Consider the following 12,189-nt stretch of genomic DNA (forward strand, 5'->3'; position numbering starts at 1 on the left):
AACCTGGGAGGCCGCGTGTCGGAAAACGCCCTGCGAGAGCTGCTGGACCAGCGCGTCGCGGTGCTGGACGGCGCTTGGGGCACGATGCTCCAAGCCGCCGGGCTCACCCCGGCCGACTACCGCGGCGACCTGCTCGGCGACCACGCGCACGACGTCACCGGCGACCCGGACCTGCTCAACCTGACCCGCCCGGACGTCGTCCTCGACGTCCACCGGCAGTACTTGGCCGCGGGCGCGGACATCACCACCACCAACACGTTCACCGCGACGAGCATCGCGCAGGCCGACTACGGCCTGGAGAAGCTCGTGCGCGAGATGAACGTGCGCGGCGCGCAGCTCGCCCGCCAGGCCGCCGACGAGGCGGGCGGCCGGTTCGTGGCGGGCTCGGTCGGCCCGCTCAACGTCACCCTGTCCCTGTCGCCGCGGGTCGAGGACCCGGCGTACCGGACGGTCACGTTCGACCAGGTCAAGGACGCCTACGCGGAGCAGATCAGCGCGCTCGCCGAGGGCGGCGTCGACCTGCTGCTCATCGAGACGATCTTCGACACGCTCAACGCCAAGGCCGCCGTCGCCGCGGCCCGCGAGGTTGCGCCCCACCTGCCGCTGTGGATCTCGGTCACCATCGTGGACCTGAGCGGGCGGACGCTGTCCGGGCAGACGGTCGAGGCGTTCTGGAACTCCGTCGCGCACGCCGAGCCGCTGGTCGTGGGCGTGAACTGCTCACTGGGCGCGGCCGAGATGCGACCGCACGTCACCGAGATGTCCCGGATCGCCGGGACGTACACCGCGAGCCACCCCAACGCCGGGCTGCCCAACGCGTTCGGCGGCTACGACGAGACCCCGGAGCAGACGGCCGCGCTGCTGCACGGCTTCGCCGAGGAGGGCGTGGTCAACATCGTCGGCGGCTGCTGCGGCACGACGCCCGCGCACATCGCGCGGATCGCGGCGGCGGTCAAGGACCTGCCGCCGCGGTCGGTGGCGCGGGTGCCGGACCGGACCAGGTTCAGCGGCCTGGAGCCGTTCGAGATCAGCGCGGACACCGGGTTCGTGATGATCGGCGAGCGCACCAACGTGACCGGGTCGGCGAAGTTCCGCCGGCTGATCGAGGGCGACAACTACCAGGCGGCGGTGGACGTCGCGCTGGAGCAGGTGCGCGGCGGCGCGAACCTGCTCGACGTGAACATGGACGCCGACCTGCTCGACAGCGAGCGGGCGATGACCACGTTCCTCAACCTGGTCGCCACCGAGCCGGAGATCGCCCGCGTCCCGATCATGGTCGACAGCTCGCGGTGGAGCGTGCTGGAGGCCGGGCTGAAGTGCGTGCAGGGCAAGGGCGTGGTCAACTCGATCAGCCTCAAGGAGGGCGAGGAGTCGTTCCTGACCCAGGCCCGCCGCATCCGCGACTTCGGCGCGGGCGTCGTGGTGATGGCGTTCGACGAGCTCGGCCAGGCCGACACCGCCGAGCGCAAGGTCGAGATCTGCGCCCGCGCGTACGACCTGCTGACGCAGAAGGCGGACTTCCCGGCCGAGGACATCATCTTCGACCCGAACGTGCTCGCGGTCGCGACCGGCATCGCCGAGCACAACGGGTACGCCAAGGCGTTCCTGGACGCGATCCCGCTGATCAAGCAGCGCTGTCCGGGCGTGCGGATCAGCGGCGGCATCTCGAACCTGTCGTTCTCGTTCCGCGGCAACGACACCGTGCGCGAGGCGATGCACTCCTCGTTCCTCTACCACGCCGTGCGCGCGGGCCTGGACATGGGCATCGTCAACGCCGGCCAGCTCGCGGTCTACGAGGACATCCCCAAGGACCTGCTGGAACTGGTCGAGGACGTGCTGTTCGACCGCCGCCCGGACGCCACGGACCGGCTGGTGTCCTTCGCCGAGACGGTGGCGAGCTCCGGCACCAAGCGCGTGGTCGACCTGGCGTGGCGCGAGGGCCCGGTGGCCAAGCGGCTCGAGCACGCGCTGGTGCACGGCATCGTCGACTTCATCATCGAGGACACCGAAGAGGCGCGGCTGGAGGCCGAGCGCCCGCTCGACGTGATCGAGGGTCCGCTGATGGACGGCATGAAGGTCGTCGGCGACCTGTTCGGCGCGGGCAAGATGTTCCTGCCGCAGGTGGTGAAGAGCGCGCGGGTGATGAAGCGCGCGGTGGCGCACCTGGAGCCGTACATGGACGCGGAGAAGGAAGCCTCCGGCTCCACCCGCGGCAACGGCAAGGTCGTGCTGGCCACGGTGAAGGGCGACGTGCACGACATCGGCAAGAACATCGTCGGCGTGGTGCTGGGCTGCAACAACTACGACGTGGTCGACCTGGGCGTGATGGTGCCCGCGGCGAAGATCCTGGACACCGCGATCGCCGAGGGCGCGGACGCGGTCGGCCTGTCCGGGCTGATCACGCCGTCGCTGGACGAGATGGTGTCGGTGGCGGCGGAGATGCAGCGGCGCGGGATGAAGCTGCCGCTGCTGATCGGCGGCGCGACCACGTCCCGCCAGCACACGGCGGTCCGGATCGCGCCCGTGTACGACCAGACCACCGTGCACGTGCTGGACGCGTCACGGGTGGCGGGCGTGGTGTCGGCGCTGCTGGACGAGGACCGCGCCGAGGAGCTGGCCGCGGCGACGCGGGTCGAGCAGCAGCGGTTGCGCGAGGAGCACGAGAACCGGCAGAGCACGCCGCTGTTGACGGTGGAGCAGGCGCGGGCGAACGCCGAGGTGGTGTCGTTCGAGGAGCTGCCGACGCCCGCGTTCACCGGGCTGCGGGTCGTGGAGCCGTCACTGGCCGAGCTGCGCGAGATGATCGACTGGACGTTCTTCTTCCTGGCCTGGGAGCTGAAGGGCAAGTTCCCGAAGATCCTGGAGACCAACCCGGCCGCGCAGGAGCTGTTCGACGACGCGAACGCGATGCTCGACCAGGTGATCGCGGACGGCTCGTTGCGGGCGAAGGGCGTGTACGGCTTCTGGCCCGCGCACTCCGAGGGCGACGACATCGTGGTGGACGGGCGGCGGCTGCCGATGCTGCGCCAGCAGACCCAGAAGCCGGCGAGCAGGCCCAACCGGAGCCTGGCGGACTACATCGCGCCGGCGGGCGATCACCTGGGCGGGTTCGCGGTGGCCATCCACGGCGCCGAGGAGCTGTCGGCGCGGTACGAGCGGGAGCAGGACGACTACAAGTCGATCATGGTGAAGGCGTTGGCGGACCGGCTGGCGGAGGCGTTCGCCGAGCACGTCCACCTGCGGGCGCGGCGGGACTGGTTCGAGCCGGACGCCGACCCGGAGTTGGCGGACCTGCACGCCGAGCGGTTCCGCGGCATCCGGCCCGCGTTCGGCTACCCGGCCAGCCCCGACCACAGCGAGAAGCAGGACCTGTTCGCGATGCTGGAGGCCGAGCAGGTGGGCCTGGCGTTGACCGACTCGTTCGCCATGACGCCGGCGGCGGCGGTGAGCGGCGTGATCTTCGCGCACCCGGAGGCCCGCTACTTCACCGTGGGTCGGATCGGCCGCGACCAGGTGGTCGACTACGCGCGCCGGCGCGGGATGCCGGTCGCGGAGGTCGAGCGCTGGCTCCGGCCGAACCTGGCCTACGAGCCGGAAGCCTGATGGCCTGACAAAGTCGGCGCGAATGCGCGAATAATGGATCAACAGTCCCTCGTCGGAGTGCCGTCGCATTCACACCGACGAGGGACTGCCAAACTCCGGCGGCCTGGCTATCGTCACCTTCGGGACCGTGAAAGGATCCCGAAGGGGGAGCTGTGAATAAGAATTCTCTGGCCGCGTGCCTCGGCGCGCTGATCGTTCTCGTCATGATGGCGCTGGCACCGTCCTCCGCGTCGGCGGCGTCGATCGCCGCGCCGGCGCCGGCCGCGCACGCGGTGGACCGGTCGGACGTGCCCGCCTGTTACGTCACACCCAAATCCGGCGTGAGCGGCGTGAACGTCCGCCTGCGCACCAACGAGGACTCCACCCGCCTCGGCATCATCCAGCCCGGCCAACGCGCCGCGGCGTCGTGCGACGCCACCTCGGGCAGCAGCTACACCGCGTGCGGCGGAACGAGCAGCTGGTGGATCCAGGTGCAGTGGGACGGCCGCACGGGTTACGTCGCCCACCTCTGCGTGAACTGGTACGAAGAAGTCTGATCCCGGTCACCGGCAATCGACGGTCCCGCACGTGAAGAATGGTGCCGCCCCCTTCTCCGCGGAAGAGGGCGGCACCATCTCGGGAATGAATCGGAAATCGCCGCGAAAAAGGCTTTTGGTCAGGCGGCGGAGCGTTCCTCGACCAGGCGGCGGCGCAGGCGGGCCTGCTGCACGGCGGGCGTGCGGTAGTCCATGTCGAGCGCCCCGACGCCGGTGCCGGGCGGCACGATGGCGTCGATCCGGTCGAGCACGTCGTCGTCCAGCACGGCGTCCACGCCGGCGAGCAGGTCGTCCAGCTGGGCCTCCGTGCGCGGGCCGATGATCGCGGACGTGACGCCGGGGTGGGCGATCGCGAAGGCCATCGCCAGGTGCGTCAGGGACATCCCGGCGTCCTGGGCGACGGGGATGAGCTGCTCGACGGCGTCGAGGCGGCGTTCGTCGGTCATGTGCTTGAAGCCGTAGCTCGCGCGCTTGCCCTCGGCCTGCACGCCCTTGCGGTAGCGACCGGTGAGCAGGCCCTGCGCGAGCGGGCTCCAGACGAGCGTGCCCATGCCGTAGCGCTCGCAGACGGGCAGCACCTCGTTCTCGATGCGCCGGTCGAGGATCGAGTACGGCGGCTGCTCGGTGCGGAACCGCGCGAGGCCGCGCCGTTCGGCGACCCACTGCGCCTCGACGATCTCCGAGGCGGGGAAGGTGGAGGAGCCGATGGCCCGGACCTTCCCGGCCCGCACGAGGTCGGTGAGCGCCGACAGCGTCTCCTCCACGTCGGTGTCGGGCGCGGGCCGGTGGACCTGGTAGAGGTCGACGTGATCGGTCCGGAGGCGGCGCAGGGAGTCGTCCAGGGCGCGGACCAGCCAGCGCCGCGAGTTGCCCTGGTGGTTCGGGTCCTCGCCCATCGGCAGGTGGGCCTTGGTGGCCAGCACGACGTCGTCGCGACGGCCCTCGATGGCCTTGCCGACGATCTCCTCGGACTCGCCGTGCGAGTAGATGTCGGCGGTGTCGATGAAGTTGACGCCCGCGTCCAGCGCCTTGTGGATCATGCGGGCGGCGTCGTCGTGGTCGGGGTTGCCCGCGGCGCCGAACATCATCGCGCCCAGGGCGTAGGGGCTGACCTTGATGCCGGTGCGGCCCAGCGTGCGGTACTTCATGGTGCTCCTCGTGCATTGGCGGGTGCCCGGCGCAGCGCTACGCTCGACACAAACGGAACAACGTTCGACTTCGACAATACGGAACGATGTTCCGCTTAGCAAGGAGGGGTGCCGTGAGCGAGCAAGTCGACGCGGGCGAGACCGAGGAGCGGCCGGGCAAGCGCGTGCGGGCGGACGCGCAGCGCAACACCGACGCGCTGCTCAGCGCCGCCGCGGAGGTCTTCGCCACCTCGGGCGTGGACGCGCCCGTGCGCCAGATCACCGCCAAGGCCGGGGTGGGCGCGGGCACGCTGTACCGCCACTTCCCGCAACGCTCGGACCTCATCGCCGCGGTGTTCCGCCACGAGGTGGACGCCTGCGCCGACGCCGCCCCCGTCCTCGCCGCCCAGCACGAACCGCTCGAAGCGCTGATCAGGTGGTTGCGGCGCTTCACGGGCTTCATCGGCACGAAGCACGGGCTCAGCGCCGCCCTGCACTCCGGCGACCCGGCCTACGCCGCCCTGCCCGCCTACTTCCAGCAGCGCTTCGTGCCGGTCCTGCGCGGCCTGCTCGACCGCGCCGCGGAGGCCGGCGAGGTCCGCGCCGACGTCGACCCCTACGACCTGCTGCGCGCCACCGCCAACCTGACCCTGCCCGCCCGGGAGGACGACGGCCACACGGAGCGGATGGTCGCGCTGCTCGTCGACGGCCTCCGCTTCGGGGCACGCCGACCGGTCAGAGGGGCGGGCTGATCCCCAACCGCCGGTCCACGGCCGCGACGAACCGGTCGGCCCGGTCGGGCACGGTGGAGCGCGCCCACGTGCCCAGCGCGTCGAGGAACCCGACCAGGTCCGCCCGGACCTCCCGGAGGTGCCCGAGCAGGGCGTCACGGGCGATGTCGACGTGCGGACCGGTGAACCGGGGGTTCGCCAGGTCCTCGTTCGGCCAGATCCGGACCACCTCGCCCCGGTGCTGCACCACGGTGTCGGGGCTGTGGCCGAGCCAGATCGCCTCGCCGTCGAGGACCTCCAGCCAGGTGCGCCACTCGTCCAGCCCGAAGCAGCACCCCGGGTCGGCCACGACGTCGCCCGCCACGATCCGCAGACCGCCGGGCACGTGCCGCTCGTCCTCGGCGGCCAGGAAGGCGTCGACGGCCCCGACCGCGTCCGACACGTCGGCGTGCAGGTCGACGTCGTCGACGCCGTGCGCGACCAGCGCCCACGCCAGGACGGCGACGCGGCTCGGCGTGGGCGAGCGCGGAACCTCCACGTGGTACTCCCCCGGCTCGACCGACCAGAACGGGCAGTCACCGACCGGTCGCTCCACCACCGGGGTCATCGTGATCACCCGGCCATTGTGGGACCCGCGGCCGGCGGGACGAAGCGGTTTCCCGTCCCGACGGACGCCGACCGGATCCAGTCGCACGGGGCGAGCGGTGGGTCGGGGGCCGGTGGTACCGCACGACAGAAGGTGCAGCCGGTCGCCGCACCGGTCGAGGATGGCCGTGGAAATCCGATCGGCGGCGACTGGAGTGAATTCGTGCACAACAGCGGTGCGACAAATCCTTCCGACAGGGAATTGGCCGGTATTCGCCTGTTCGACGAGATGTTGGGCTACGTCTACTCCGCGGCGCTGCGTGCGGCCGCCATCGCCGGCGTGGCCGACCACCTGGTCGACGGTCCGAAGACGCCGGCCGAGCTGGCGGCGGACACCGGGACCAAGGCGGACCACCTGTTCCGCGTGCTCCGGTTGCTGGCCATGCGTGGTGTGTTCCGCGAGGACGACCACGGCCGGTTCGAGCTGACCCCGGAAGCGCACCTGCTGCGCACGGACGCGGAGGGGTCGCTGCGGGCGGCCGTCGTGACGTTCACGGACAAGGCGTTCTGGGCCTCGCACGGCGAACTGGTCGAGAGCCTGCGCAGCGGGAGTCCCAGCTTCGACCACGTTTTCGGCACGTCGTTCTTCGAGTACTTCCGGGACGTGGCCTCCCCGGAGGTCTTCTACTCCGGGATGCAGGCGAAATCCGACTCCGAGAACCCGTCCATCATGCGCAACTACCGGTTCCCGCCGGGCGCCACGGTCGTCGACGTCGGCGGCGGGTACGGCGGGTTGCTGCTGGACGTCCTGCGGCAGGATCCCAGCCTGCGCGGCATCCTGCTCGACCTCGGCGAGCACGTCGTGTCCGACCACCGGCTGGGCGAGCTGGGCGACGACAGCCGCTGGGAGCTGGTCGCGGGCGACTTCTTCGAGGAGTGCCCGCCCGCGGACGTGTACCTGCTCAAGCACATCATCCACGACTGGAACGACGAGCAGTGCGTGCGCATCCTCCGCAACTGCCGCAAGGCCATGTCCCCCGGTGGCCGGGTGCTGGTGCTGGACGCGGTGATCCCGCCGAAGAACGCCCCGCACACGGGCAAGCTGTACGACATCGTCGTCATGTCCCTGCTGCCCGGCCGCGAGCGGACCGAGGAGGAGTTCAGGGCGCTGCTGGCCAAGGCCGACCTGGAGGTGACGAGGGTCATCGACACCGGCTTCGTCGCCTCGATCGTGGAAGCCGTCGCCCGCTGACGGGCCGAACGGCCTCGTCGGAGTCACCGAACGCCCCGCCGCCCACCCACGGGCGGCGGGGCGTCCGACCCCCCGGGCTCAGACGCCGACCGGCTCCCGGGCCTCGACGGTCCGCTCGGCCTTGCGCGCCCGGCGGCGTTCCTTGCGGCCCTCCACCATCGAGTACAGCGTGGGCACCAGCACCAGGGTCAGCAGCGTCGAGCTGATCAGGCCGCCGATCACCACGATCGCCAGCGGCTTGCCGATGAACGCGCCCTCGCCGGTGATGCCCAGCGCCATCGGCAGCAGCGCGAAGATCGTGGCCGCGGCGGTCATCAGAATCGGTCGCAGCCGCCGCCTGCCGCCCTCGACCACGGCCTCCCGCACCGGCATGCCGTCCCGCCGGTACTGGTTGACCAGGTCGATCAGCACGATCGCGTTGGTCACCACGATCCCGACGAGCATCAGCATGCCGATCAACGCGGGCAGGCCGAGCGGGGTCCCGGTGAGCAGCAGCAGGCCGATCGCGCCGGTCGCGGCGAACGGGATGGACACCAGCAGGATCAGCGGCTGCACCAGGCTGCGGAACGTCGCCACCATGATCAGGAACACGATCGCGATGGCCGCGAGCATGGCCAGGCCCAGGTCGGCGAACGTCTCGGCCTGGTCGGCGCTGACGCCGCCGATGCTGTGCGCGGCGCCCGCGGGCAGGTCCAGCGCGTCCAGCCGCGACGTCAGGTCGGCCGTCACCGCGCCCAGGTCGGACCCGGTGGCCTTCGCCGACACGGTGGCGCTGCGCGCGCCGTCGGTGCGCCGCACCTGAACCGGACCGTCCACCACGGCCACGTCGGCGACCTGGCCGAGCGTGACGCCACCCGGCAGCGGCAACGCGCGCAGCGCGGCCACGTCGGTCGGCGTCGTGCCCGTGCGCAGCAGGACCTGCTGCGACCGGCCGTCGATCGGCAGCTGCGCCACCGGCACGCCGCGCAGCGCCTGCGCGGCGAACTGGCCGATGGTCTGGCCGGTGAGCCCGCGCGCCGCCGCGGCGGCCTGGTTCACCGTCACCTGCACGCGCGGCGCGCTCACCGACAGGTCGTCGGTGACCTCGCCGACGCCGGGCGTGCCGGACACGACCTGCCGCACGCGGTCGGCGGCGTCGCGCAGCGTGGCCGCGTCGGGCGCGGTGACCAGCACGTCGATGGTGTCCGAGCCGAAGCCGGACGCCGCCGCGCCGAACGCCACCTCGCCCGCGCCGGGCGTGTTCGCCAACCGCTCGGTCAGCCGGTCCTGCAACGCCTCCAGGTCCGTGCCCTCGCGGACGGTGGCGCGCACGCTGGTGTCGCCGTCACCGCCGAAGCCGAACGCGGCCAGGCTGTTGTCCGTGCCGACGGTGACCTGGTAGGTCTCCACCTCCTCGGTCTCCGCCAGCACGCCTTCGAGCTTGCGCGCCGCGTCGTCCCGGGCGGTGAGGCTGCTGCCCGGCGGCAGCTTCTGGGTGCCCTGCAACGCGGTGCCGCCCGCGTTGTCGATGAAGTTGGTCTCCAGCGAGCCGGCCAGGCCGAGCGTGCCGCCGAAGATGAGCGCGGCGATCAGCAACGTCACCCAACGGCGCGTGGTCGCGAACTTGAGCACGGGCACGTATGCGCGCTGCAACGGGCTGCGCTTCTCCTTCTCCAGCGCCGCTTCGCGCGCCTTCGCCGCCTCGTCCGGGTCGGTCGGCACGGCCGGGCGCTTGAGGAACCAGTACGCCAGCACCGGCACGATCGTCAGCGACACCAACAGCGAGGCCAGTAGCGCCACCGTGACCGTGATGGAGAACGGCCCGAACAGCTCGCCCGCGATGCCGCCGACGAACGCGATCGGCAGGAACACCGCGACCGTGGTCAACGTGGACGCGGTCACCGCGCCCGCCACCTCGCGCACGCCGTCCAGCACGGCCCGTTGCTTCTCCTCGCCGTACCCGAGGTGCCGCTTGATGTTCTCCAGCACCACGATCGAGTCGTCCACCACCCGGCCGACCGCGATGGTGAGCGCGCCGAGGGTGAGCAGGTTCAACGACAGGTCGCCGGTGTAGAGCGCGATCAGCGCGACCACCACCGACAGCGGGATCGACACCGCCGTCACCAGCGTGGACCGCACCGACAGCAGGAACAGCAGGATCACGACCACCGCGAACAGCAAGCCGAGCAGGCCCTCGGTGGTCAGGCCGCTGATCGCCTTCTCGACCTGCGGGCCCTGGTCGAACGCGACGGTGAGGGTGGAGCCCGCCGCCTCGCCCCACTCGCCGAGCTTGTCGCGGACCTGCCGGGAGATCTCGACCGCGTTGCCGTCGGCGGCCATGGTGACGCTGACGCCCAGCGTCGCCTCGCCGTTGGTGCGGGTGAGCACGGTCGCCGCCGCCGGCGCGGACTCGACCTTGGCCACGTCGCCGAGCTTCACCGGGCCCGCGGGCGAGGCGAGCAGCAGGTTGCGCAGGTCGTCGACGGTGCCGACCGGGCTGCCGACCTGCACGGTCAGCGTCTTGTCCGCGTCCGGCACGGTGCCCGCGGGCATGACCGCGCCGGCCGTGGTCAGGGCGGCGGTCAGCGCCTGCGGGTCCACCCGGGCCGCGCCGAGGCGGGCGTAGTCGACGGTGACGCTGACCTGGCGGTCGCGCTCACCGCTGACGCTGGCCTCCCGCACACCGGGGATGGCCTCCAGGCCGGGCACGACCTCGGCGCGCAGCCGGGCCGCGGCGGCGATGTCGTCGTCGCCGGAGGTCGCGGCGAGCGCGATCACCGGGATGTCGTCGGTGCTGCCCTGCGCGACGGTCGGCTCCACGCCCTGCGGCAGGCGCGGCTGGAGCCGGTTCACCGCCTGCTGCATCTGGGCCACGGCGGCGTCGATGTCGGTGCCGTAGGTGAACATCACCTGGACCGTCGCGGAGCTCTCGGCGGAGCGGGTGAACACCTGCTCGACACCGTCGACACCGCGCACGGCCGACTGGATCGGCTCGGCCACCTGGCTGTCCACCAGGTCCGGCGACGCGCCCGGGAAGGGCGCGATGACCACCGCGGCGGGCAACTCGATGGACGGGAAGAGCTGCTGCTTGATCGAGGGCAGCGTGAACGCGCCGAAACCGATCACGAGCAGGCTGAGCAGCCCGACGAGACTTCGGTTGGCCAGGCTCAGTCGAGCCAGCACGGACATCGTGGGAATCTCCTTGGTGAGCGGACCGGCCGGCAGGCGACTGCACGGGGTACCGCGGGCGGATGTGCGAACGCTGGCACACGCCACCTGAGAACGGGCTCAGACATGGGTTGACCGCACGCCCGTCGAACGGGCTCTGACCTGCGCGAACGGCATCCGCCACCGGATCGCGCGGACGTGGTGATCTTTGTCACGGAGGCCGGGGACGCGTGCCCCCGGCCTCCTGCACCCACGACGGCGTGCCCTGCCGGACGCCCTTGGTCTCGGCCGCCGCCACGGACCGGCCGCCGGTTGTAGGCCCGGCGACTGCATGCTTTACGAGATGGGCGGCCGGTTCGTTCAACGCGCCTGTTCGGAATACCGCAGTCCGGTGTGGCGCAACCAGAGCAGACCGAGCACGGGCAGCACGAGCGGGACGAACCCGTAGCCGCCGCCGAAGTCCGACCACACCGTGGCGTCCGGGAACGCGTCGGCGAACACCAGGCTCGCCGCGCCGACCACGAGCACCCCGGCCAGCTCGACGCCGCACGCGAGGTAGGCGACCCGCCGCGACACGACACCGGCCAGCGCGGCGGTGGCCACGACGTACACGACCGCCGCGAACGCCGACAGCACGTACGCCAGCGGCGCCTGCTCGAACCGGGTGGCGAGCTGCACCGCGGAGCGCGCGGTGGCGGCGACCGCGAAGATCCCGTACACCGCGATGAGCATCCGACCGGGCCCGGACCGGGTGGTCTCCTCCAGCTCGTCGCGCCGCTCACCCATGGGTCGCCCAGAGCTGGTTGAGCCGCAGGATCATCACCGGCACGCTCAGGCACGCCACCGCCAACACCCCGGCGCCCCACCGCGACCGGTCGCCCAGGGCCCAGAACGCGCCGACCGGCAGCACGGCGACCGCCGCGACCAGGTAGCCGAAGAACGTGGGCGCGTCCAGGCCGGCCCGGTCGGAGCCCAGCACGGCGACCGTCGCGGCCACCGCCTGCACGAGCAGCCCGGCTTCGAGCAGCACGACGACCGCGGCGAGGCCGAGGGTGGGCTTGGTGGCGAGCGTGATGGGCCGGTCGCCGACGACCAGCACCAGCGACCACGCGGCCGCGACGAGCGCCACGACCGTCAACGCGGTCGCGAGGACTTGGATCATCAGCACTTCCCGGTCGAGCGGACTTACCGCGGCAACCTACCCGGCG

The 12,189-nt window shown here is 71.8% G+C and carries 9 protein-coding genes; 4 read left to right on the plus strand and 5 right to left on the minus strand.

Features of this window, described 5'->3' with window-relative positions; all coding sequences use genetic code 11:
• Positions 1-15 precede the first annotated feature (15 nt).
• Together metH and AB0I91_RS10465 are read left to right on the plus strand one after the other, a co-directional pair.
• Entirely contained in the window at positions 16-3,603 is a 3,588-nt protein-coding gene (metH, locus tag AB0I91_RS10460) for a methionine synthase (protein ID WP_498773010.1), read from the plus strand.
• 152 nt (positions 3,604-3,755) lie between these two features.
• A complete protein-coding gene (locus tag AB0I91_RS10465; protein ID WP_498773008.1) occupies positions 3,756-4,139 on the plus strand; it encodes a hypothetical protein in 384 nt (127 codons plus the stop codon).
• A 119-nt stretch (positions 4,140-4,258) separates the two neighbouring features.
• Here the strand turns inward: AB0I91_RS10465 and AB0I91_RS10470 are convergent, their stop codons facing one another.
• Positions 4,259-5,287, minus strand: a complete 1,029-nt coding sequence (locus tag AB0I91_RS10470; RefSeq protein WP_498773006.1) for an aldo/keto reductase — start codon at positions 5,285-5,287, stop codon at positions 4,259-4,261.
• A 113-nt stretch (positions 5,288-5,400) separates the two neighbouring features.
• Between AB0I91_RS10470 and AB0I91_RS10475 the strand changes: the two genes are divergently transcribed.
• Complete coding sequence (locus AB0I91_RS10475) at positions 5,401-6,018, plus strand: TetR/AcrR family transcriptional regulator (RefSeq protein WP_499617896.1); 618 nt, start codon at positions 5,401-5,403, stop codon at positions 6,016-6,018.
• Here AB0I91_RS10475 and AB0I91_RS10480 read toward each other — a convergent pair.
• Positions 6,002-6,613 carry a hypothetical protein gene (locus AB0I91_RS10480; protein ID WP_499636432.1) on the minus strand — a complete coding sequence of 204 codons (612 nt, stop codon included), beginning with the start codon at positions 6,611-6,613 and terminating at the stop codon, positions 6,002-6,004. The genes AB0I91_RS10475 and AB0I91_RS10480 overlap by 17 nt on opposite strands.
• Before the next feature lie 231 nt (positions 6,614-6,844).
• Between AB0I91_RS10480 and AB0I91_RS10485 the strand changes: the two genes are divergently transcribed.
• A complete protein-coding gene (locus AB0I91_RS10485; RefSeq protein WP_498773000.1) occupies positions 6,845-7,834 on the plus strand; it encodes a methyltransferase in 990 nt (329 codons plus the stop codon).
• A gap of 78 nt (positions 7,835-7,912) precedes the next feature.
• On the opposite strand, the gene AB0I91_RS10490 is transcribed toward AB0I91_RS10485, so the two are convergent.
• The 3 genes from AB0I91_RS10490 to AB0I91_RS10500 all read right to left on the minus strand — a co-directional run bounded on the left by AB0I91_RS10490 (position 7,913) and on the right by AB0I91_RS10500 (position 12,143).
• On the minus strand, positions 7,913-11,002 hold the full coding sequence (locus AB0I91_RS10490) for an efflux RND transporter permease subunit (protein WP_499618351.1): 3,090 nt from the start codon (positions 11,000-11,002) through the stop codon (positions 7,913-7,915).
• Positions 11,003-11,341: 339 nt separating this feature from the next.
• Positions 11,342-11,767 carry a hypothetical protein gene (locus AB0I91_RS10495; RefSeq protein ID WP_499636434.1) on the minus strand — a complete coding sequence of 142 codons (426 nt, stop codon included), beginning with the start codon at positions 11,765-11,767 and terminating at the stop codon, positions 11,342-11,344.
• Positions 11,760-12,143 carry a hypothetical protein gene (locus AB0I91_RS10500; RefSeq protein WP_499636436.1) on the minus strand — a complete coding sequence of 128 codons (384 nt, stop codon included), beginning with the start codon at positions 12,141-12,143 and terminating at the stop codon, positions 11,760-11,762. The genes AB0I91_RS10495 and AB0I91_RS10500 overlap by 8 nt, the downstream gene beginning before the upstream one ends.
• Positions 12,144-12,189: the final 46 nt, after the last annotated feature.

It is taken from the genome of Actinosynnema sp. NPDC049800 (assembly GCF_040656635.1).
Classification (GTDB): domain Bacteria; phylum Actinomycetota; class Actinomycetes; order Mycobacteriales; family Pseudonocardiaceae; genus Actinosynnema.

Coding starts and splice junctions, on each gene's coding strand:
- AB0I91_RS10470 (WP_498773006.1), bottom strand. CDS start 5,287: ATGAAGTACCGCACGCTGGGCCGCACCGGCATCAAGGTCAGCCCCTAC.
- AB0I91_RS10490 (WP_499618351.1), bottom strand. CDS start 11,002: ATGTCCGTGCTGGCTCGACTGAGCCTGGCCAACCGAAGTCTCGTCGGG.
- AB0I91_RS10495 (WP_499636434.1), bottom strand. CDS start 11,767: ATGGGTGAGCGGCGCGACGAGCTGGAGGAGACCACCCGGTCCGGGCCC.
- AB0I91_RS10500 (WP_499636436.1), bottom strand. CDS start 12,143: ATGATCCAAGTCCTCGCGACCGCGTTGACGGTCGTGGCGCTCGTCGCG.